22 protein-coding genes and 1 pseudogene are annotated in these 22,392 nt (G+C 53.0%); 18 read left to right on the forward strand and 5 right to left on the reverse strand.

From position 1 onward, the window contains the following. Positions 1 to 77: 77 nt before the first annotated feature. The 13 genes from OOJ59_RS26665 (at position 78) to OOJ59_RS26725 (ending at position 11,486) form a co-directional block, all read left to right on the forward strand. Entirely contained in the window at positions 78 to 500 is a 423-nt protein-coding gene (locus OOJ59_RS26665; RefSeq protein ID WP_442781396.1) for a TrbG/VirB9 family P-type conjugative transfer protein, read from the forward strand. Beyond that, positions 497 to 2,008: a VirB10/TraB/TrbI family type IV secretion system protein gene (gene virB10, locus OOJ59_RS26670; RefSeq protein WP_020956894.1), complete on the forward strand. Its 1,512-nt coding sequence runs from the start codon at positions 497 to 499 to the stop codon at positions 2,006 to 2,008. Before OOJ59_RS26665 ends, virB10 begins: the two co-directional genes overlap by 4 nt. Before the next feature lie 25 nt (positions 2,009 to 2,033). After that, a complete protein-coding gene (gene virB11, locus OOJ59_RS26675; protein WP_041937896.1) occupies positions 2,034 to 3,071 on the forward strand; it encodes a P-type DNA transfer ATPase VirB11 in 1,038 nt (345 codons plus the stop codon). A 1-nt stretch (position 3,072) separates the two neighbouring features. Beyond that, a complete protein-coding gene (locus tag OOJ59_RS26680) occupies positions 3,073 to 5,040 on the forward strand; it encodes a type IV secretory system conjugative DNA transfer family protein (RefSeq protein ID WP_020956892.1) in 1,968 nt (655 codons plus the stop codon). A gap of 9 nt (positions 5,041 to 5,049) precedes the next feature. Next, positions 5,050 to 5,436: a hypothetical protein gene (locus tag OOJ59_RS26685; protein WP_020956891.1), complete on the forward strand. Its 387-nt coding sequence runs from the start codon at positions 5,050 to 5,052 to the stop codon at positions 5,434 to 5,436. Positions 5,437 to 5,438: 2 nt separating this feature from the next. Further along, positions 5,439 to 5,831, forward strand: a complete 393-nt coding sequence (locus OOJ59_RS26690; RefSeq protein WP_020956890.1) for a cag pathogenicity island Cag12 family protein — start codon at positions 5,439 to 5,441, stop codon at positions 5,829 to 5,831. A gap of 4 nt (positions 5,832 to 5,835) precedes the next feature. Continuing rightward, on the forward strand, positions 5,836 to 6,183 hold the full coding sequence (locus tag OOJ59_RS26695; protein WP_020956889.1) for a hypothetical protein: 348 nt from the start codon (positions 5,836 to 5,838) through the stop codon (positions 6,181 to 6,183). Between the two features lie 143 nt (positions 6,184 to 6,326). Beyond that, positions 6,327 to 7,073 (forward strand): hypothetical protein, encoded by a 747-nt coding sequence (locus OOJ59_RS26700; RefSeq protein ID WP_020956888.1) that lies wholly within the window; start codon positions 6,327 to 6,329, stop codon positions 7,071 to 7,073. Between the two features lie 5 nt (positions 7,074 to 7,078). Beyond that, positions 7,079 to 9,478 carry a type IA DNA topoisomerase gene (locus tag OOJ59_RS26705; RefSeq protein WP_020956887.1) on the forward strand — a complete coding sequence of 800 codons (2,400 nt, stop codon included), beginning with the start codon at positions 7,079 to 7,081 and terminating at the stop codon, positions 9,476 to 9,478. A gap of 6 nt (positions 9,479 to 9,484) precedes the next feature. Further along, positions 9,485 to 9,691, forward strand: a complete 207-nt coding sequence (locus tag OOJ59_RS26710) for an Hha/YmoA family nucleoid-associated regulatory protein (RefSeq protein WP_041937892.1) — start codon at positions 9,485 to 9,487, stop codon at positions 9,689 to 9,691. Between the two features lie 58 nt (positions 9,692 to 9,749). Further along, positions 9,750 to 10,220, forward strand: a complete 471-nt coding sequence (locus OOJ59_RS26715; protein WP_020956885.1) for an H-NS histone family protein — start codon at positions 9,750 to 9,752, stop codon at positions 10,218 to 10,220. Between the two features lie 256 nt (positions 10,221 to 10,476). Further along, entirely contained in the window at positions 10,477 to 11,121 is a 645-nt protein-coding gene (locus OOJ59_RS26720; protein WP_020956884.1) for an AAA family ATPase, read from the forward strand. A gap of 80 nt (positions 11,122 to 11,201) precedes the next feature. Beyond that, entirely contained in the window at positions 11,202 to 11,486 is a 285-nt protein-coding gene (locus tag OOJ59_RS26725; protein ID WP_041937885.1) for a hypothetical protein, read from the forward strand. Positions 11,487 to 11,602: 116 nt separating this feature from the next. Here the strand turns inward: OOJ59_RS26725 and OOJ59_RS26730 are convergent, their stop codons facing one another. Both OOJ59_RS26730 and OOJ59_RS26735 read right to left on the reverse strand, forming a co-directional pair. Beyond that, positions 11,603 to 14,569, reverse strand: coding sequence for a Tn3-like element TnAs1 family transposase (locus OOJ59_RS26730; RefSeq protein ID WP_001138014.1), 2,967 nt, complete (start codon positions 14,567 to 14,569; stop codon positions 11,603 to 11,605). A 3-nt stretch (positions 14,570 to 14,572) separates the two neighbouring features. Beyond that, positions 14,573 to 15,133: a recombinase family protein gene (locus OOJ59_RS26735; RefSeq protein WP_001161490.1), complete on the reverse strand. Its 561-nt coding sequence runs from the start codon at positions 15,131 to 15,133 to the stop codon at positions 14,573 to 14,575. Positions 15,134 to 15,581: 448 nt separating this feature from the next. On the opposite strand from OOJ59_RS26735, the gene OOJ59_RS26740 reads away from it, so the two are divergent. The 5 genes and pseudogenes from OOJ59_RS26740 to OOJ59_RS26765 form a co-directional block, all read left to right on the forward strand. Next, entirely contained in the window at positions 15,582 to 16,142 is a 561-nt protein-coding gene (locus tag OOJ59_RS26740; RefSeq protein WP_014343471.1) for a replication protein, read from the forward strand. A gap of 533 nt (positions 16,143 to 16,675) precedes the next feature. Further along, a complete protein-coding gene (locus OOJ59_RS26745; RefSeq protein WP_013213990.1) occupies positions 16,676 to 16,954 on the forward strand; it encodes a hypothetical protein in 279 nt (92 codons plus the stop codon). A gap of 110 nt (positions 16,955 to 17,064) precedes the next feature. Then, positions 17,065 to 17,490: an antirestriction protein gene (locus tag OOJ59_RS26750; RefSeq protein ID WP_013213989.1), complete on the forward strand. Its 426-nt coding sequence runs from the start codon at positions 17,065 to 17,067 to the stop codon at positions 17,488 to 17,490. A gap of 127 nt (positions 17,491 to 17,617) precedes the next feature. Next, a complete protein-coding gene (locus OOJ59_RS26755) occupies positions 17,618 to 17,773 on the forward strand; it encodes a hypothetical protein (RefSeq protein WP_013213988.1) in 156 nt (51 codons plus the stop codon). Positions 17,774 to 18,236: 463 nt separating this feature from the next. Next, positions 18,237 to 19,100: pseudogene (locus OOJ59_RS26765) on the forward strand (IS1182-like element ISKpn6 family transposase); the annotation flags it as partial. Positions 19,101 to 19,349: 249 nt separating this feature from the next. On the opposite strand, the gene OOJ59_RS26770 reads toward OOJ59_RS26765, so the two are convergent. The 3 genes from OOJ59_RS26770 to OOJ59_RS26780 all read right to left on the reverse strand — a co-directional run bounded on the left by OOJ59_RS26770 (position 19,350) and on the right by OOJ59_RS26780 (position 22,167). Then, complete coding sequence (locus OOJ59_RS26770) at positions 19,350 to 20,231, reverse strand: carbapenem-hydrolyzing class A beta-lactamase KPC-2 (protein WP_004199234.1); 882 nt, start codon at positions 20,229 to 20,231, stop codon at positions 19,350 to 19,352. Between the two features lie 275 nt (positions 20,232 to 20,506). After that, positions 20,507 to 21,487 carry an IS481-like element ISKpn27 family transposase gene (locus OOJ59_RS26775; RefSeq protein ID WP_013213985.1) on the reverse strand — a complete coding sequence of 327 codons (981 nt, stop codon included), beginning with the start codon at positions 21,485 to 21,487 and terminating at the stop codon, positions 20,507 to 20,509. Between the two features lie 122 nt (positions 21,488 to 21,609). Further along, entirely contained in the window at positions 21,610 to 22,167 is a 558-nt protein-coding gene (locus OOJ59_RS26780; RefSeq protein ID WP_001217881.1) for a recombinase family protein, read from the reverse strand. Positions 22,168 to 22,392 lie beyond the last annotated feature (225 nt).

Below are 22,392 nucleotides of genomic sequence, written 5' to 3' on the forward strand. Positions count from 1 at the left end.
AAGTCATTTGAGGCTAAAACATTGCTTAGTGCGGGCTTTCAGTTCATAGAGAAGAATGAATAATATCAATTATAACAATTGGTTATTTCCTTAGCGTACGTTTTCGTTCCATTGGCCCTCAGACCCCTACTATTAATAAGGCGCTGGAGAACGCAAAAACGCCGCGCAACTGGAAATATTACGCGCGGGTGGCGAAGGGCAGTGATTATATCAAACCCGATTATGCCTATGATGATGGACGGTTTACCTATTTTGGTTTTAACCCAATGAAGAAAATTCCGAGCCTGTTTGCGCAGTTTGGCGATCAGGAAACCATTACTAATCCAACGATTGAAAAACGCGGTAATTATACCGTGTTGATAGCCCATTCGTTGAGCGATAAATGGGTTATCCGTTTGGGTGATCAGGTTGTGGGCGTGGAAAACAAAGGGTTTGGTCAGGTGAGACTGAACGACAGTGACACCGTATCAGATAAAGTAGGCATTGAGGTGACACAATGAGCGACGAACAGAAACCAAAAACACCCGCTGAGATTGAGCGCGATAGTGCAAGCCGTAATGAAAACCTGAATCCACCGGAGCCGGAAATAGAGGAAATTCCAGAGCCTGAAACCGAGGAAGCACCAGAGCCGGAGACCGAAGAAGTGCCGGAACCGGAAACCGAGGACGTTCAGGAGCCGCAAGTGAAACCGAAGACCGCCGCTCAGATTGAACGGGACAGGCTCGCCAGCCTTGCTGCCAAAGCTGCGCCGGAACCTAAACCTGAACCCGCTGCCAGCACAGGGAAAAATACGGACACGCCAGAAGAAGAAATGACCGCCGGAAAAATTGAGGCGGCGTTGCTGAAAAAACGGCAGGAAGAATCCCGTATACAGGCCGACGAAGACGAACCGAAGAAGAAAAAAGCGGGATGGCTGGGTATTCATAACCTGAAAAAAACGTGGAAAGGCCGCATTATTATCGCGGTTGTATTTATCCTAATCCTTCTGCTTTTCGGTATTTACAATTTCCCTAATATGTTCAGGGGGATGTTCGGTAATAAGGAAACAGCCGCAAAAGTCGATGCAAACAGTCAGAGCGCAGGGAAAAGTCAGCGGCAGACCGGACTTAATCAGGATGCGGCCTTTGACGAGAAGAACGACCAGCAATCGGGAGATACCGGAACTGGTAAGGGAGACAGCGGCGGGAAAGATAACAGCGATAAATCCAGCGCACCCCCTGCCCCCGTGGTATTCAGCCGTGCGCTGGCGCAGGGCATGTCTTCTTCTTCCGGCGCAGCGCAGAACAACAGCAGCCACGCCGGACGCGACGAGGCAGAGCCGGACGTTGCCGCCGAGAGTGAAAACGCGTTGGAACCAGCCAGTGACAACGCCAGCCACAAGAAAGGGCTGACCGCTATTAAGGTGCTGCCTTACGATCCGAATCTGTTTGTTCCTGAAAATACGGCAATTCCGTGTTCGCTCGACCGCCGTTTTGTTTCTGACCTCAGCGGGAAACTGACCTGCACCATTAACGACGATATTTACAGCGCCAACGGCAACGTGAAGCTGATAGAAAAAGGCACACGGGCGTCACTGGTCTATAAAACGGGAATGTTGAAACAGGGACAGGGACGGGCGTTCCTGATGGCCACCAAGCTGCGTACCCGTAAACAGCCGTTTATGGATATTCCGCTGGTAGACAGCGAAGCCGCAGGGGCGCTGGGTGAGGCTGGCGTGGACGGCTGGATCGACACCCACTTCTGGGAACGTTTCGGCGGGGCAATGATGCTTGGCATGATACCGGATGCGATGCAGGGACTCAGCGGCGCGGCGAAAAACAACAAGGATAACCAGTCTGACTACACGTCAAATAGCCGAGAAGCCTTTGCCGAAATCGCCAAAGAAGCGTTTGCCAACAGCGTGAACATTCCCCCGACAATGTACAAGAATCAGGGCGAAATTATCACGCTGATCACCGGACAGGATTTAGATTTTTCCGGCGTATACCGCTTAAAAATGAGGAAATAACATGACGGATACAGATCTCAATGAAGTGTCTGACGAAAATACGCCCATTATTTATGAACTGGCAGAGGAGTTTTTCGGGGAATACCTGAACGGCATTGAAGGGCTGACGGAAATCGCCGTGAACCGCCCCGACGAGGTGTTCCTGAAAGTCAAAGGTAAATGGCAGCAGAAGAAAACGCCACTTTCCTATGACGACTGCGAAACGTTCGCGGCGGCGCTCGCGGATTATAATCAGGATTCACTCAGCAATATCAAATTGGTTCTCTCTGCCACGCTTCCCACGGGGGAGCGTGTGCAGGTGGTGCTGCCCCCCATCACAAGAAAGGGCTGTATCTCAATTACTATTCGTAAACCGTCTGACGTGTTTATCAGCCACGATGATTTTGTGGCGCAGGGTTTTTATGAAAGGATAAACACGCAGGAAACACCCAAAACCCGCCCTGAAACGCAGCAACTGATCGACCTGTATAAATCTAACCGGATAGCGGAGTTCGTCACTGAATGTCTGCGACAGGGTAAAACGATGGTATTTTGCGGCGGGACAGGAAGCGGTAAAACTACGTTCGTCAATTCACTGCTGGAGTATATCCCCCATTATCTGCGTATCATCTGTATTCAGGATACGCCGGAAACGAAATATCGTGCGCATGAAAACGTGGTAGACCTGTTTTATCCGTCCGAGGGCGGAGAACAGAGCATTATCACCCCCGCCATGCTGTTACGCGCCTGTTTCCGTATGAACCCTGACCGCATTCTCATGACGGAAATCAGGGGCGGCGAGGCGTGGGACTTCCTTAAAGGGGCGAGTTCAGGGCATGAAGGTAACGTAACAACCCTGCACGAAAAAAACCCGAAAGCCGCCATTTCGGGGATTGTCGAGCGTTGCGCACAGAATCCAGAGTGCCAGAATATCCCGCATAACGTGCTGCTCAGAAAGGCGCTGGATAACATCGACGTGGTTCTCAGCATTAACTATCTGGATGAATGCGATAAACGCTATGCGTCAGATATTTACTTTAAGGAACTGCACCGCGACAGCTACTACGAGGCGCTAAGGGGATAGCATGAAGCTGAAAATGCCGGACAAGGGACAGTGGGCGTTTATCGTCGTCGTGATGGCGCTGGTCACATGGTATGCCGCCACGGTACTGGTTTATTTCTATAACCATTACTCGATTAAATATATCTTTAAACGTTATGATTCCGGCGTCTTATCGAAAATCTTGTTGCAGGGTACGTGGGGAACGGAGTTACATAATACCGCCCTGCTTGCCCTGCTGACAGGGCTTGCCGTCAGTATGGTGGTTCCCGCGTTGGTGATCTACACCTTAAATCAGCAAAAACAAAGCCTGTTTGGTGATGCTAAATTTGCCAGCGACAGGGATATTAAAAAGTCCGAACAGGTGGTGCTGTACCATCCGAAAAAGGATGGTGGCACGGGCGGAAAGTCGCCGTCTTTGCTGGACAAAATCGATGTAGCGAAACTGCTGGAGAAAAAAGAATTTGATAAAAAGGTGGCAAAACGGGGCGTACTGATTGGAAAATACAAAGGGAAGTATCTCTGGTATCTCGCAGACGACTTTATCTCATTAGGTGCGGGAACCCGTGCGGGTAAAGGGGCGGCAATCGGTATTCCCAACCTGCTAACGTGGCAGGATTCCATCATCATTCTTGACCCCAAACAGGAGTGCATGAAAATCACCAGTAAGGTGCGGGAAATGCTGCTGGGGCAGAAGGTCTACCTGCTCGATCCGTTCAACAAGAAAACGGATGGCTTTAATCCCTTTTACTATATCGACCTTGAGGAAGACAGCGGTTCTAAAGACCTGCTGAAACTGGTTGAAATTCTGTTTCCATCCTACGGGCAGGAAGACGCCGGTTCGCACTTCAACAATCAGGCGGGGCTGTATTTTCAGGGGCTGACCAAGCTGCTTTACTTTTTTATCAACTACAAGCCTGAATGGTTGAAAAAATATAACATCAAACCCGTATTTTGCATCGCAAGCGTGGTTGACCTTTATGGCGCGATTAATACAGAAGAAGTGCTCGGCGTAAAAGAAAATTTCTTATCCAGCAATATGACTGACAATATGCGCTACCATCTGGAAGATGCCTTTGTCAAAATAAAAAAATACAGTGAAAAGGACGATAAGGATAAATCGAATACAGACAGTAGCTTTACAAAAAAAATGAGCCTGTTTTATCTGCCATCCGTCAGAGCCTGTACCAGCTTTAACAGCTTTGACCTGCGTCAGTTACGCCGCGAGAAAATATCAATCTATGTGGGGATCAACGCCGATGATTTAAGTCTTTCGTATGACTTCCTTAATCTGTTTTTCAACTATGTGATTGAAATTACCCTGCGTGAAAATCCTGACTTTGACTCCACGCTCACGCATACCTGCCTGATGCTGATGGACGAGTTCCCCGCTATCGGGCGCATGGAAGCCATTAAACGCGGTTCGGGGTACATCGCTGGCTTTAACCTGCGTCTGTTAACCATTTATCAGAATATCAGTCAGCTACGCGAAATTTACGGGCTGGAAGGTGCCAAAACATTAATGAGTGGGCATCCCTGCCGTATTATCTATGCGGTTTCAGAACAGGATGATGCGAATGAGGTCAGCGAAAAGCTGGGTTATATCACCACTAAATCGAAAGGCGAAAGCAAGAGCCGCAGCCGCACATCCACCAAAAGCGAATCCGAAAGCGAAGCAAAACGCGCACTGGTACTGCCGCAGGAGTTGGGTACGTTAAAATTCCGTGAGGAATTTATCATCCTGAAAGGTGAAAACCCGATTAAGTGTGAAAAAGCGCTGTACTTTAACGATGCGTTCTTTATGGACAAGCTATTGCTGGTCAGTCCGAAACTGACGCAAAAGGTCATGGCGATGAATAAGAAAAAAACAGTGGACGGGGTGATTGGCGTTGATGGCCTTAGCTATCCGTCAAAAGTAGGCATGTTATCGCTAGGCGAACTGGAATCTGACCGCATTATTACGCTGAACAGTAGTCAGCACAGCCCATTTTAAGGAGGGGATATGGACAAGATAATTATAACAGTTGTTGCCATTGTCTTAATGATTGTTTTTATCTGTCAGCGCATATCGCTAATCAGAAAGAGTAAGCAACAGAAAGATACTTTAGAGGTTCTACAACAAAATTTAATCAAGTTCGAGAAGTTGATAAGTCAGAACGAAAGAGGTGTTTACAAGAGAATTGATGAAAACAGGGAGTTACTTGAACTATTGATAAGGGAAACGCCAGATCTGTTTGAATCTCATGGCTGGATAAGGGGTTGGTTTAAATCTCTGGATGAATACCTGCTTGCACTGTCTTATGAGGCAACGTTGAGTGAGGAAGAAAGCGGCATTCGTGTGCGTCCTTATCCAAACGTTCCCGGCGATACAACACCACATAAGGATTGATGATGAAAAAACTTATTTTGCTATCTGCCCTGTTTGTTGCCTCATGCTCGTCACCGCCTGAACCGCCAAAGGTAGACTGGAAAGGTAACGCAGAGGTAATGAACAGTCAGCTCCCCGACTGGAAAGCCACGCAAGGCGTCATTAAAAGTGACAAAGTAACAGGCCGCTGGAGTCAGGTGCTTCGTGGTTTTACGCCAGAGAATCGCTTGTATAACGATGCTGTTTTCTATGCCGTGGCGCACTCTGATCGCATCGTGATTGAAACCAGCGACAGCGGCGCGTATTTTACCGCTAAAGCGTGGTTACGCGAGCATGGCGCAACGGGCGTGATTGAATATAAACCGTTGTACAGTGCGTGGGGTGTACGGACAACCAATATCTTTGTGCAGAGGTGAATCCATGAAAAAAACCACTTTAGCCGTTTTGTTGCTTTCGGGCATTCTCGCCGCCCCTTCCGCGATGGCTTTCGGGAAACACAAAAAACACCACACGGACGGACTGAATCAGGTGGGTGACACCTGCGAACTGCTTACCTGCATGGCGGGTAAATTGCAGGGTGATACACAGCCCGCCTGTCAGCCCGTGAATCAGCGTTTCTTCAACGTGCGCGTATTTACGCCATACTACAATCCCGAAGCAACCGCCAGAGTCAGACAAGGCATCTTTAGCTCATGCGAAGGGACACCCGTTAACAAAGGTACACTGGAAATGATTATCCAGCGCTACGGGCGATCATTTCAGGAATAATGGTAACGCCGCAAATCTCAGATTTTAATCTTCGGTTTGCGGCGTTGAAAAACTGAAGAGTGTTATAAAATAAAAAAATTACTCTACCATACAACACCGCTCTTGAATTCCAGAGCCAAAGGCTAAGTAAGAGGAATCAACATATGATGACTGAATCAGGTAAAGAACGTTTCAGTATGCGAATTATCGGAGAGTTGCTCGTATGGGACTATCTGAAAAACGATAAAAGCACAACAGATATAGGTGCAAACGTTAATATCACCGACCCTGATCTGTATGAGCGTATCAGCCAGTATGCTTTGCTTCATGGTGAAGATTTACAGGGTATGTTTAAGAATGATAGATATGAATACATGTCCTGCTTTATCCGCAATGTGGAAACATTCAGAGCTGAATTTGAAAATGAAGAATTGTTAAAGCCTTTATTCAATCATGGCAAGGGGGAAACGTCTGAGTTTCTTATCAGTTTCCCCGAAAAGGCTAACTATGATGATAAGGAACCAGTTAAAAAATCCTTTCTGGAAATTACACAAAAGCATGTCGATTCATTAGATGAACTTACATGGGGAAATTTTGAACACAGAGCATTCACTGGCGGAACGGTAGGCTTTGGCATCAATCCCCATACAATGGAACGCATCAACTTTGATGATGAGCGAGACAAAATAACAAAACTATCTCGTAAGGATTTCGTAGCGTCTAATCTCACTGATTCTTTCGAAGATGATTTCTATGTTAGTCCTTTATTTGAAGGTGCACAAAAAATCGGAGAGATTGATAATTATCCAGTGTATTTTAACCAAAGGGGCTTTTACTTCTACTGGAATAAAAAAACAGAATATTTACTTGAGAGCTGGTTAACATTCCCTGCTTATCCGTATGGATGGTGACTAATATGAGACTTTTTATCGCAGAAAAACCACAAATCGGTAAAGACATTGCCAATGCGTTAGGTCATGCAGTGCGTAAGGATGGGTATTTTCAGTGCGGCGACGACTGCGTGACGTGGTGCGTGGGGCATATTATTAAAAGCGCTGAACCGGAAGCCTACAATCCCGCCTACGCAAAATGGGTGAAAGAAGATTTACCGCTACGCCTGTTTCCGGTGAAGTATGAGCCTAAGCCAGAAACAGCGGCTCAGGCAAAAGTCGTCGTTAATCTGGTAAAACAAGCTGACCTGATTGTTCACGCTGGCGACCCCGACGACGAGGGGCAGTTACTGGTTGACGAAGTGCTGATTTATGCCGGAAATACGAAACCTGTTAAACGGCTGCTGATTAACGACAACACCGACGCGGCGGTAAAAAAAGCGATTGCCAGCATTCAGGATAACAGCCATTTTAAGGGGATGTTTAACCGTGCGCTGGCACGGAGCGTGGGCGATAATATTTTCGGGTTCAGCATGACCCGCGCATTCACTATCGAAGCCAAGAAAAACGGCTACAGCGGCGTATTATCGGTGGGGCGTGTCCAGACCCCCGTTTTAGGATTGATTTGCAGCCGCTGGCTGGAAAACAACAACCACACCGAGCAGACCTATCAGACTATTCAGGCCGATTTTGATAAGGGTGATAAAGCCTTTACCGGACGATGGAAAGTCAGTGAGAACGCACCACAGGACGACAAAAAGCGCCTGAACGATGAAGCCTATGCAAAGCGCCTGACAGAAAGTTTTAAGGGACAACAGGCAGATATTAGTTCCGCTGCTGTAGATGAAAAAGAAAGCGCCCCGCCGCTGCCGTTCAACCTGTCTGACCTGCAACAGTTCCTGAACAAAAGACACAAGCTGTCTGCTGACGATACGCTGAAAATCACACAGGCGCTGCGCGATAAATATAAGTGCATCACCTACAACCGTTCCGACTGTTCGTATCTGTCCGAGGAACAATATCAGGAGTCGCCGAACGTGCTCGATGCGCTCAAAGCGGTATTTCCTGACGTATCCGGCGTGGATGCAGGGCGAAAAAGCCGCGCATTCAACAGTGAAAACGTCACAGCGCACACGGCGATCATCCCGACAACCAGCGCCCCCAATCTGTCCGTGCTGTCAAAGGACGAGAAAACTGTCTATCTGGCGATTGCCGAACGCTACCTTATTCAGTTCATGCCGCCCAAACGCTGGCTGGAAGCCTCTGCGGTGTTAAAAATCGGCGCGGAGACCTTCTCCAGTCGTGCGGTGAAGGTAACGGATAAGGGCTTTACGGCATTTTATGCTGACGATACAGAAGACGAAGAAGAACCGGTAGCCGAGGGGAAAGCGGCAGATTTTGACGTGTTGAAATCCCTGCGAACGGGCGAACAGGTAACGTGTCTTAACGCCAGTTACCAGAACAACAAAACAAAGCCAAGACCGTTATTCACCGAGGCCACACTCCTGAACGCTATGGATAATATCGCCGACTATGTGACCACGCCGCACATCAAAGACCTGCTCAAAGCCAAAGATAAAGGCAAGAAGAAAGGCCAGAAGGGGATCGGCACTCAGGCAACCCGTGCCTCTTTTGTCCCATTACTGACCAGACGGGGCTTTATCCGCAAGGACGGGCAGAAGATTATTCCGACACAGGCCGGACTGGACTTCTATCATTCACTACCGAAAAGCGTCACCGAGCCAGATTTAACCGCATTGTGGGCAGAAAAACAGAATGATCTTGAAAACGGTGAACTGACGGTTGAGGCATTTATCAACGAGCTTTACGCAGAAACAGAAAAGCTGATCAGTGATGCAGACGGCGCGGAATTGAAAGTGAATGCGGCCTCCGCACAGAATACCGTAAATTACCCCTGCCCTAACTGCGGAGCCAGTGTCATTAACAAAGAGAAGCTGGTTGCGTGTAGTAAAAATTGCGGATTTAAACTATTTTTCACCGTGTCGCAGAAAACGTTGACGCTGAAACAAGTGGAAGCACTCGCCACTACGGGAAAAACTGCCGTCATTAAAGGTTTTGTGTCGAAGAAAACGGGCAAGGCGTTTGATGCGGCGCTGGTACTGAAAGACAAAGCCAGTGGCACACTGGCTTTTTATTTTCCAAAACTGACCTGTCCGAACTGCGGCGGCACGGTCATGAGTAACGGGAAGCGGGCGAACTGCACAAAAAACTGCGGTTTTGGGATCTGGCTGACCGTATCGGGCGTGACGCTCACCGATGCACACATTAAAGCACTGCTGGAAAAGGGAAAAACGGGTATCATCAAAGGGTTTGTATCATCAAAAACAGGAAAGTCGTTTGATGTCCCGCTACAGTTGACTGATAAAGCCACCGGAAAACTGGCCTTTGACTTCCCTAAAAAATAGCCAATGATGAAAACCAAACAACAGTGGCTGTTTCAGCTACGTAAATGTGGAACGCTTGCCACACTGGAAACCGTGGCAGAGCGGATAGAAAAACGACTGACGGCGGAAGAACGCCCCGCTTTCTGGCTGGCAACCGATCACCGGAGGGCGGAAATCACGATGAAAAAATTGTATGACACCATTCCTGCCAATGTCTGGAGGTATGTAAAATGAATTTTGTGAAAACGGGGGCAGCCCTGCCGGATAAATCCAATACCATTAAGGTGACAAAATGACTGAACTGACCCGCGAAGACGAATACATCATCATTCTGAAACATCTGGGGAGCATCACGTCCCTGCGTAAATTTGCCGATCAGCAAAACTTTAACCTGCTGGAAGAAATCAGCAATAAATTCATTGCCATTATAGCCGAGCGCCGCGAGGAAGAAGAACTCCGTCAGTTAGAATTGCAGGAACTGGAAGAAAAACGCCTGAAAGCGCTGGAATATCTGGAGTCTATCGGCCTGTCACCAGACGAACTGAAAGTGTCCGTCTTTGAAAACGCGCCAAAACGCAAGAAGAAGTCTAAAGGCAGTACGACCCGTAAGGCCAAGTACGCGCACACCGACGAACAGGGGAAAACCCACTACTGGACAGGCGTAGGGCGGATAAGCAATTACTTTAAAGATCTGACGGATAAAGGCCACGACCTTGAGGAGTTTCTCATTGAAGAAACCAGGGATGCAGTTAAGGACGAGTAAGCACCCCGAAGGTTTTTAACTGCATTGCAAATACCCTGCCCCGCGCAGGGTATACCCGCCCGCCCCATCCCCGTTCTACCGTCCCTCTGCGCTAATACAAACAAATATAAATAGGTTAATACCCGTATACATCAGTATATTTAAATAATAACCATGTTTAACTTGACTGCGTTAGTATGTATCGGTATAAACAAATTAAGTCAATCATAGTAATGACGAGTTATAACCGATTAAACCACATTCATACGAGGGAACTATGAAAATTCTGTTTGCATCGAATAAAGGCGGTGTGGGTAAAACCACTACGGCGATCAACACTGCGATCTGGTTACAACGCAACGGGAAAAAAGTCTGCATCATCAAAGCGGATAAAAATGATGATCTGTTTGATTTTGTCGAAACGCGCAGGGCATTAGGGGCTGATTTACCCGTAACGGAACAATTCGGCGATCTGACACAGGCGATAAATCAGGCCAATAAAAAATACGATTACGTCATTGTCGATTGTGCAGGACATGACAGTGTGGAGTTCAGAACAGCGTTGCAGCTATGTGATGTGTATTTATGTCTGGTCAAGCCATCCAGTGATTTTGAAACCGGATCGCTGCTCAAAGTGACTGAAACGGTGCGCCGTGTTCAAAGTATCAACACCAAGTTACGCCCCTTTATCGTAATGACCAGAGTCAGACCACAGCGTTTCGATAAAGTCATTAAGTTACGTGAAGTTCTCCACTCAGACAGTGGCTGGATACAGCCGACAAAAAATTACCTGTCAGAATTGTTGATTTTCGAGGATGCGTGCAACAGTGGCGTGGGTGTTCATGAATTTACAGCAGGAGCAAGCTTAGGGAAAGCAAAGGCACAAATAGAGCTGCTATGCACTGAAACGGGGATTTTGTAATAGCAAATAGGTTACAACTGGTATATACATTGATAAATCATAATATACCAGTAATAACAGATAAAAACGAGGTTATACCGATGGCTAAGATTGGTCAGATAAACCTGAACAAAGACACGCTAACAGCCGGAATTGTAAGTAAAGAGTCTTTCGTTGCAGAGGCGCAGGATAAGGCCACAAAAAAAACACTAAAGATGCAGGGCTTTAAGATGGATATGGACTCTTTAGCCCTGTTACAGGAGCTTGCTTTTACTCTATGTGGTAACAATAAGACGATGGCGGTAAAAGCAGGGCTACTGGCACTCAAGAGCCTTTCCGAAGAACAACAAAGAGAAATAATACGCGAATTATACCAAAACCAGTAAGAGGTGGCGCGATGAACGGGATTCAGAAAGTCGTTGATGAACTGGAAGCCTTTGAACAATCAATCCGGCATTTACCCCTTGCCGGGGAGCCCGCAGAATTCGGAAAAAATCGTACGCTAAGGTTTTCCGGGCATCCGTAAGGGCCGAAACTTCCCGTCTTCCAGTCTGCGGCTCTGCCGCCAGACGTAATCGCCGGTTAGGTTGATGTGCTCCCAGCCCAGCGGCGACAGGAATTGCAGCAGCTCGCCGTCCACCGGCTTGCCGGCCTCGACCAACCCCTGGGTGGCGCGTTCCAGGTACACCGTGTTCCACAGCACGATAGCCGCCGTCACCAGGTTGAGGCCGCTGGCCCGGTAGCGCTGCTGCTCGAAGCTCCGATCCCTGATTTCCCCAAGGCGGTTGAAGAACACCGCCCTGGCCAGCGAGTTGCGCGCCTCACCTTTGTTCAGGCCGGCATGCACGCGGCGGCGCAGTTCAACACTTTGCAGCCAGTCCAGGATGAACAGCGTGCGCTCGATCCGGCCCAGCTCGCGCAGGGCCACGGCCAGTCCGTTCTGGCGCGGGTAGCTGCCGAGCTTGCGCAGCATCAGCGAGGCGGTGACGGTGCCCTGCTTGATCGAGCTGGCCAGGCGCAGGATGTCGTCCCAGTGGGCACGCACGTGCTTGATGTTCAGGGTGCCGCCGATCAGCGGGCGCAACGTCGGGTAGGCTTGCACGCCCTGCGGCACGTACAGCTTGGTTTCGCCGAGGTCGCGGATGCGCGGCGCGAAGCGGAAGCCTAGCAGGTGCATCAGGGCAAAGACGTGATCGGTGAAGCCGGCCGTGTCGGTGTAGTGCTCCTCGATCCGCAGGTCGGACTCGTGGTACAGCAGGCCGTCGAGCACATAGGTGGAATCGCGGACGCCGACATTCACCACGCGGGTGCTGAACGGCGCGTACTGGTCGGAGATATGGGTATAGAACAGCCGTCCCGGCTCGCTACCGTACTTCGGGTTGACGTGCCCGGTGCTCTCGCCCCGGCCACCCGCGCGGAAGCGCTGGCCATCGGAGGATGAGGTCGTGCCGTCGCCCCAGTGGGCGGCAAAGGCGTGGCGATACTGGTGGTTGACCAGCTCGGCCAAGGCCGCCGAATAGGTTTCGTCGCGGATGTGCCAGGCTTGCAGCCAGGACAGCTTGGCGTAGGTCAGGCCGGGGCTCGACTCGGCCATCTTGGTCAGCCCGAGGTTGATCGCATCACCGAGGATTGCGGACAGCAGCAACGTCCTGTCTTTGGCCTCGGCCCCGTCCTTCAAGTGGGTGAAGTGGCGGCTGAAGCCCGTCCAGTCGTCCACGTCCATCAGCAGTTCGGTGATCTTGATGCGCGGCAGTAACTGGCTGGTTTGGTCGATCAGCGCCTGCGCCCGATCCGGCACCGCCGCATCCAGCGGGGTGATTTTCAGCCCTGACTCGGTGAGGATGGCATCGGGCAGCTCGTTGTCCTTGGCCAGGCGGGTGACGGTGGCCAACTGCTCGTCCAGCAGCTGCAAACGCTCTTCCAGGTACTGGTCGCTGTTCGGGTTGATCGCCAGGGGCAGGGCCTGCTCGCGCTTGAGTGCGGCGAACTTCTCGGCCGGCAGCAGGTAGTCGTCGAAGTCGCGGAACTGCCGCGAGCCCTTGACCCAGATGTCGCCGGAGCGCAGGGCGTTCTTCAGCTCGGACAGGGCGCAGATTTCGTAGAATTTCCGGTCGAGGCCTTCCGGGGTGATCACCAGCGGCTTCCAGCGCGGCTTGATGAAGGCCGTGGGTGCATCGGCCGGCACCTTGCGCAGGTTGTCGGCGTTCATCTCACGCAGGGTCTGCACGGCTGCCAGCACGCCTTGCGCGGCCGGCGCGGCGCGCAGTTCCAGCACCTCCAGCAAGGCCGGCGTGTAACGGCGCAGGGTGGCGAAGTTCTCGCCGACCAGGTGCAGGTGGTCGAAGCCTTCCGGCCGGGCCAGCAGCTCGGCCTCGCTGACGCTCTCGGTGAACTCGTCCCAGGGAATCACCGCCTCGATGGCGGCATAGGGGTCGCTGCCGCTTTCCTTCGCTTCCAGCAGCGCCTGGCCGATCCTGGAGTACAGGCGCACCTTGTCGTTGATCGCCTTGCCCTGCTTCTGGAACTGCTGCTGATGCTTGTGCTTCGCGCCGCTGAACAGCTTGACCAGGATGCGGTCATGCAGATCGACCAGCTCATCGATCACGGTCGCGGTGCTCTCCAGCACCACGGCGGCCAGGGTCGCGTAGCGGCGCTGCGGCTCGAACTTACCGAGGTCTTTGGGCGTCATCTGCCCACCCTCGCGGGCCAGCTTGAGCAGGCGGTTCTGGTGGATGTGCCGGCCCAGGCCTTCGGGCAAGTCCACCAACTGAAATGTCTTCAGCCGCTCGATGTGTTCCAGCATGTGCCGAGAGTTGGGTTTCAGCGGTGCCTGGCGCAGCCAGGTCAACCAGGTGATGCTGCTGCCGGCCTTGAGCTTCAACAGCTCGTCCAGCTTGGCCCGATGCGAGTCCGTGAGTGGTTCGACCAGGGCGCGGTAGACCCGCCGATTGGCTCGCGCAATGGCTTCCGAGCAGGCCCGGTCAATCACGCTCAGCGCCGGCAGGATGCGTCGTTTCTGCCGTAGGCTCTCCAGGGCCTGACCGGCCAGCAGCAAGCCTTTGTCGGTCTGCTGGGCCAGCTCGGTTAGCTCGCGCACCAGGGCGCGGAAGTCGGACAGGCCGAACGGGGCCAGTTGCAGGTAGGTGCGCAGTTCCTGGGCATGCTCGCGACGGGTCACGTCGCGCTCGCCGTACTTTGCCCAGCTCGCCGGCTCGGCCTGGACTTGCTTCGCCACCCACAGGATGACCGGCTCGGGCAGCTCGCTGTCGGTTCCCAGCGCGTAACCGGGGTAGCGCAGCAGGCAGAGCTGCACGGCGAAGCCGAGGCGGTTGGCGTCGCCGCGTCGCTGGCGGATCAGCGACAGGTCGGAGTCGTTGAAGGTGTAGTAGCGGATCAGGTCATCCTGGCTTTCCGGCAGCGCAAGCAGGGTGTCCCGCTCCGTGGCCGAGAGGATCAAGCGACGCGGCATGTGTCAGTCGTCCGTGCGGAGGTACTGGTAGAGGGTTTCCCGGCTGATGTTGAACTCGCGGGCAAGCTGCGCCTTGGGCTCGCCGGCCGTCGCTCGCTGCCGCAGGGTAGCAGCCTGCTCATCGGACAGGGCTTTCTTGCGGCCCCGGTACGCGCCACGCTGCTTGGCCAAGGCGATGCCCTCACGCTGCCGCTCGCGGATCAGGGCGCGCTCGAACTCAGCGAAGGCCCCCATCACCGACAGCATCAGGTTGGCCATCGGCGAGTCCTCGCCAGTGAACACCAGGCCCTCCTTCAGGAACTCGATGCGCACGCCGCGCTGAGTCAGCTTCTGTACCAAGCGACGCAGGTCATCGAGGTTGCGGGCCAGCCGATCCATGCTGTGCACCACCACTGTATCGCCTTCGCGGACGAAGCTCAGCAGCGCTTCGAGCTGGGGGCGCTGGGTGTCCTTGCCCGATGCCTTGTCGGTGAACACCTTGCTCACCTGGGTTTGTTCCAGCTGGCGTTCCGGGTTCTGGTCAAAGCTGCTGACCCGGACGTAGCCGATGCGGTGCCCCTGCACGATGTCTCCTTGGTTGAAGGCGGCTTAAGTGCACTTTCTGTTCCGTTGTGCCTCAAAGCCCATTTCTGTCAGGCTGAAATCTATAACCTTCGCGGGCATGTGTCAAAAAATGGGAAAGCAGACTCTATTCTGACGAAGCGGCGCGGCCCTGCCTGACATCAAGTTAGGGTATAGCCTAGATTGACATGCGCGATGCAACCCTTAACTTGCTTGCACCTATCGTTTCCATGCTAGCTTTATCGTAACGCTAAGGAAGCTCTGAAAAAGCCCATGTTTCGCGAAATCACCGCTCTGTAACCCGCATGGTTGCTGGGATGCATTTCTCGAGCGGGGGCTTTTTCAGACCTTCCTTAGCTTAGCGTACGATTTTTTCCGAATTCTGCGGTTCCCCCTGGAAGACCTACGCAAGTTGGGCCAGCTCAGAGGTGGAATCAACGAAGGCGAGCGAATGAGGCATCTTTTCTGGCGTCTTAACTTTCTCCTTCTCTCCGGGGCAACAAACAGCGCCCAGATGTACCATGAGGCCGCCGCTCTTTCCTCCGAGCTGGATACTCGTTGGTCTTACCGCTCCAAAGAGCTTATGACGCTCTACAGCAAGGCGAAATCCTATGAGGCTGGGGAACGTGTCGAGTTCGGCGGAAAGTCGTTTGCACCGCTATACACGCCCAAAAACGACACGCTGATCAACCTATTCCAGATCTCACAGCAAGAACAAGAGCAACTGAAGACGATTATCAGCACTGACGAGGCTCAGAAGCGCCGCAGAGAGCGCGATAGACTGCGTGATGAAGAACGTCGCCGCGCCGCTGGCCAGCTTGAGCGTGAAGCCTATGAAGCCAACTCATTGAGCAGGCAAAAGCCCTGGGAAGCTATGGGCATGAGCCGGGCTAAATGGTATCGCCTGGGCAAGCCTTCACCTCAACAAAACAGTGAGACAAGTCCCTCCCCTATTACTAATGGCGAAGCCTCAGCGGTTGCCCTTCAGGCGGCCAGGTGTAAAGCCGTTTAGATGGCTATTTCAAAGTGAGTGAGATTTCGTAACGGATGGCAGCCCTAGAGGCTGCTTTCTTTTGAGGGGTTAGCAGGCGTATAGCCATGCTGGATCTCAGTCTATCACTACCTGCTTAATATTCCACCTTTAGATCCGGCAGCAGTTCGACCAGGTGGCCAACTTACCAGGCACCGGCAGCAGCTCGACCGGGTGGCCAAGTTCAGATCTGGACGCCAGAAGGAAATCAACCAGGTGGCCAACTTACCAGGCACCGGCAGCAGCTCGACCAGGTGGCCAAGTTCAGATCTGGACGCCAGAAGGAAATCAACCAGGTGGCCAACTCACCAGGCATCGGCAGCAGCTCGACCAGGTGGCCCATTTCGTACGTACGAAATCAGGCGACGCTATGCGAAATCTTGGCGGCAATCCCCCGCGACTACGTGATTTTTTTAACGTAGAGCGCGCTTTTTCTTGCCATAGTAGGCCATTTTGGCCTATAATCTTAATTAAGAAGACCGGGCACCCGCCACGGTCAATACCGGAGAACTCCGATGATCCACACAGCTAACCGCACCTTTCACCAACTCTATCGAGAATGGATACGCGAACGCCGCGAGCATATGCACAACGTTTTGACCTGGGAGCGTGATCGTTACGGTGCTCGCCTCGTCGGTCTGTTTTATCGTTACTGCAAGGTGGCCAACCCCTTTCCCCGTTGCACTCTGAATACTCGGATCAACTACCGCGCCCATGCGGTGAATCTGCCAGATTGGCCAGCCCGCAGCCTGGAGCTGAATAAAATGTGGCTCAGTTGGAGAGAAAAAAAGTAGGCCGATTTGGCCTATTTTTTATTGTACCCGCTTGACACAATAGGCCAAAATGGCCTATTATATATCTCAGAAGGCCGGGCACCCGCCACGGTCAATACCGGAGAACTCCGATGATGCAAACAGAACTTAATCCCCTGATCTGCTCCCTGGTCGCCACCCCTCGCCGTATGGCTGCAATGCCCCGCTATGTAGGCCGTTTCTATGTGGTTTTCGAGTCGATGCTTTACCAGCAAATGAAAGGGCTCTGCCGCGAGTATCGCGGGGCTTATTGGCTTATGTGGGAGCTGTCGAACGGCGGCTTTTATATGGCTCCTGGGCGTCGTGATGAAATGCTGAACATCGAGGCCATGAACTACTTTAGTGGCCAAATGAGCGCCGATGCTGCCGGGATTACCGCTTGCCTCTACCTCTATAGCCATCTGTCATTTCACACAGAAGGCGCTGACCAGGAGCGGTTTTCAAGGCTGTATCACAGCTTGCGGGATTGGGCTTGTGAGCATGACGAAAAAGAGGCCATCTTGGCCGCAATAGACTAGCAACAGAAAGCCCCGGTGATGGCCGGGGCTCTTAAAGGAGGTGCATAGGTAGAAAAAGAAATGGTGCCCCTGGTATGGCTGCAACCAATCACAGGGGCTTTCACCGGTCAATTTGAGGATAAACGCGATGAATACGGATATTGTATCACTTGCAAAACACATTGGCGACGCTCTGACGGCCCGCCGCCCCGTTCATATGCCGCGCATGAAGATGCGGGAGCTTGGCTTGCTCTTGATTGAACTGAAGGCGTATCGGGAGGCCGCCGCGACCGTTACCCATTGATAAAAAAGCCCCGGCATTGACCGGGGCTATTTGAGGATTTATCGCATGATTAGACCTGAAACGCTTAGGCCGTTCGCTGAAGATTGGCAGGCTCCAACCGCCGATGAAATCAAAGAGGTGTTGGAGCTGATTAGGCAACGAAAAGGGCTTAGTAAGCCTCTCAGTGGCGTTGATGTCGCTGATCTCGTTGGTTTGCCTGGTGAGAGAGGCAGCGGAAAGGGAACCCGAACCTTCAGGCGTTGGGTGAGCAAAACCAACCCTAGCCCTATTGCTTATGGTGCCTGGTCTATCTTGGCCCACCTGGCAGGTTTCGGGGCTATATGGGACGCTGACCGGGATTGAAACCATGACCGAACATAAGGCCGAACGTGCTCCCTGGGGAGACTTCCCGGCAGTAGTGAGGAACGGCGATCTAAAGGATCTCTCTAAAGAACCTGAATACGAAGCCGCCAAACATGGCGACCACAAGGCGATGAGCTATAAGCGCATGAAGCCGGCCGAGGACGAATTGCATTGCGAGATCAAGGCGCTGCTTGATCGCGCCAAGGCTACCGACGACCAGGAGCGTAACGAGCCGGAGCTGGACATTCCTGCCGAGATTTCTCGCCGCGAGAAGCGCCTGGAGGCGATCCAGGCGGCAAAGGCGCGCCTGGAAGCGCGCCAGCGTGAAGCGGACCAGGCCCGGGGGCGCAGCGAAGACGATGGCCGCCGGCCTCGCCATCCGGATGGCTCGGACAAGGGCGGTGGCTCGTACAAACGCGAGTTTGGTGTGCCGGATGACCGTGATCAGGAAAGCTTCACCGATCCGGACAGCCGGATCATGAAACACGCCGGTGGTGGCTCCGAGCAGAGCTACAACGGGTACACAGCGGTCGATGCCGAGCACCAGATCATCGTGGCGGCGGAGTTGACCAACTGCGCCGCGGACAGTCAGGCGCTGCTGGGCATGCTGGCAGCAGTTCAGGCCAACACCGGAGAAATGCCGGCCCAGACGCTGGCGGATGCGGGATTCCGTAGTGAGGCTGTTCTGGCAAAGGTCGCCGATCACCACGGCGATGTCATCGTTGCCCTCGGCCGCGAGGGACGTGAAGATGCCAAGGTCAATGCCAAGACCCATCCGCATACGGCGGCGATTGCGGCGAAATTGAAAACGGAGCAAGGCGATGCAGCTTACCGCCGGCGCAAGTCGATCGTGGAGGCTCCGAATGGTTGGATCAAGGCGGTGATGGGATTGCGTCAGTTCAGCATGAGGGGCCTGGACAAGGTGCAAGCCGAGTGGAAGCTCGTCTGCATGGCGCTAAATCTGAGGCGAATGGCGTATCTGTGAGGGCGAAGGTTAAATGGGGCGGCTCAAATGCACCCCAGTCGTCATAACACGCCGCGCGCCGCAAGATTGGTATCCTTGGCGCCGACGCCTTGCCAATTGCAGAGAGCGCCGCCGCCATCGTCAGTGCTCTACAGAAAACCGGTCACACGGCTCTGCCGCGCAGACTCCTAGCCTAAATGTGACAGTGGTTGGTAATCCATGCCGCCCGCAAGGGCGGCGGTGGTGGGCCAATAGATGATTTTCAGAGCCTTACTGCCCGTTGACGCCCAATCCCTCGAGCGCGAGTCTAGCCGCAGCGGCGATGACGGCCTCGCTGTGCTTGTCATCCTTGTTAGGCGCCCGGGTGTAGACGGCCAACACAATAGGTGCGCGCCCAGTGGGCCAGACGACGGCATAGTCATTTGCCGTGCCATACACTCCGCAGGTTCCGGTTTTGTCTCCGACTGCCCAGTCTGCCGGCACCGCCGCGCGGATGCGGTGGTTGCCGGTCGTGTTTCCCTTTAGCCAATCAACAAACTGCTGCCGCTGCGGCGCAGCCAGTGCAGAGCCCAGTGTCAGTTTTTGTAAGCTTTCCGTCACGGCGCGCGGCGATGAGGTATCGCGCGCATCGCCTGGGATGGCGGAGTTCAGCTCCAGCTCCCAGCGGTCCAGACGGAACGTGGTATCGCCGATAGAGCGCATGAAGGCCGTCAGCCCGGCCGGGCCGCCCAACTCCTTCAGCAACAAATTGGCGGCGGCGTTATCACTGTATTGCACGGCGGCCGCGGACAGCTCCGCCACCGTCATGCCTGTTGTCAGATATTTTTCCGAGATGGGTGACCACGGAACCAGCGCATTTTTGCCGTAACGGATGGGTGTGTCCAGCAAGCCGGCCTGCTGCTGGCTGCGAGCCAGCACAGCGGCAGCAAGAAAGCCCTTGAATGAGCTGCACAGTGGGAAGCGCTCCTCAGCGCGGTAACTTACAGTTGCGCCTGAGCCGGTATCCATCGCGTACACACCGATGGAGCCGCCAAAGTCCTGTTCGAGTTTAGCGAATGGTTCCGCGACGAGGTTGGTCAGCGCGGTGGCAGAAAAGCCAGCCAGCGGCCATGAGAGACAAGACAGCAGAACTAGACGGCGATACAGTGACATCAACGATATTCCTTGTTTGAAGGTGGAGCTAGGTGTAGCGGCCGGATGTAATCAGGCCGCTACAGCTGGGATTAGGGGTCTGACGCTCAGTGGAACGAAAACTCACGTTAAGAAGTCATTTTTCAATATTATTGAAGCATTTATCAGGGTTATTGTCTCATGAGCGGATACATATTTGAATGTATTTAGAAAAATAAACAAATAGGGGTTCCGCGCACATTTCCCCGAAAAGTGCCACCTGACGTCTAAGAAACCATTATTATCATGACATTAACCTATATGTCAAGACCCGGCTGGTTATACACGCGTTTCCTGAACAATTCAGGGCGTTTTTCATGCCATTCCTTGAGCGCCTGAACGGGTGTTTTGTGTTGGAGCGCGCGTTGCGGAATGCTGTGGTTGTAGATCTTGACGTAATTGCGCAGCGTCGATTCCAGTTCGGCAGCTGAACCAAAACGGGTCTGGTTGACGATGTCGCTGATACGACCGTTGAAGCGCTCCACCATGCCGTTGGTCTGCGGATGACGAGGCGGGATGAGCCGGTGCTCGATGCCGAGCTGCTTGCACAGGCGGTCGAACACGTGTGTGCCGCTGGGTTCCTTCTTCTTGCCGCCAGCCGTGAAGCGGTCGGTGAACTGGCTGCCGTTGTCGGTCAGAAGCTTGACGATCTTGACGGGACAGGCTTGCTGGACTTTGTTGAGGAAGTCGCCACTGCTGCCATCGGTCTGGTCGGCATAGAGCTCGATGAAGACCCAGCGCGTAGCACGGTCGATGGCAACGAAGAGATAGCGCCTTGCCGTCTCGTCGGGCATCTGCGGCAGGTACTTGATGTCGATGTGCACAAAGCCCGGCTCGTAGTCCTTGAAGGTCTTTTTCGTGGCGGGCGCAGTGCCTTCCTGCTCGACCAGGTTACGTAGATCCGAGACACCGTGGCGGCGCAGGCAACGTCCCAGGCCGGCACGCGAGACGGCTGGATTGATGAACTCGCGCGTGACCGCCAGCAGGTCGTCCGTGGGCAGCAGCAACGTCTTGCGCAGCTCCACCACGATGAGCTCCTGCTCGGGCGTGAGCGTCGTGTACATCTTGTTCGGCGCATGCGACTTGTCTTCAGGAGACTCGCGGTTTTGCCACTTTCGGATGGTTTGGCGGGTGACGTTGTACATCCTGGCCAGTTCGGCCTGCGGGAGCGTCGAGTTCCTGATTTCCTCACGGATCAGGTGGGTAGTACGGGCTTGGCTGTGCAGTGCCTGGGTCATCGAGTTGCCAGTGAAGAGTCGGATTGGAACAGTGTACGCAAAACGTGTCTGGCCTTGAAGAGCGGCCAGCTACGCATGGGTACATGATCCCACGAGTCCAGACACCTATAAAAATAGGCGTATCACGAGGCCCTTTCGTCTTCAAGAATTTTATAAACCGTGGAGCGGGCAATACTGAGCTGATGAGCAATTTCCGTTGCACCAGTGCCCTTCTGATGAAGCGTCAGCACGACGTTCCTGTCCACGGTACGCCTGCGGCCAAATTTGATTCCTTTCAGCTTTGCTTCCTGTCGGCCCTCATTCGTGCGCTCTAGGATCCTCCGGCGTTCAGCTTGTGCCACAGCCGACAGGATGGTGACCACCATTTGCCCCATATCACCGTCGGTACTGATCCCGTCGTCAATAAACCGAACCGCGACACCCTGAGCATCAAACTCTTTTATCAGTTGGATCATGTCGGCGGTGTCGCGGCCAAGACGGTCGAGCTTCTTCACCAGAATGACATCACCTTCCTCCACCTTCATCCTCAGCAAATCCAGCCCTTCCCGATCTGTTGAACTGCCGGATGCCTTGTCGGTAAAGATGCGGTTAGCTTTTACCCCTGCATCTTTGAGCGCTCTGATCTGAATATCGAGGGACTGCTGGCTGGTTGAGACCCGCGCATAACCAAAAATTCGCATAAAATGTACCTTAAATCGAATATCAGACACGATGTGTCTATTATGCCAAAATGACGATTTAATGGACACTCAAACGAAGCCGTTTTACTATGTCTGATAATTTATAATATTTCGGACGGTTGCGAAATTGTTAATTCATGACCATCAGGCAGGGAGGCCGGTATGCCCGTCGATTTTCTGACCACTGAGCAGGAACTGAATTATGGTCGCTATGTTGCAGAACCC

It is taken from the genome of Citrobacter sp. W9 (assembly GCF_026719375.1).
In the GTDB taxonomy this organism is placed as follows: Bacteria; Pseudomonadota; Gammaproteobacteria; order Enterobacterales; family Enterobacteriaceae; genus Citrobacter; species Citrobacter werkmanii.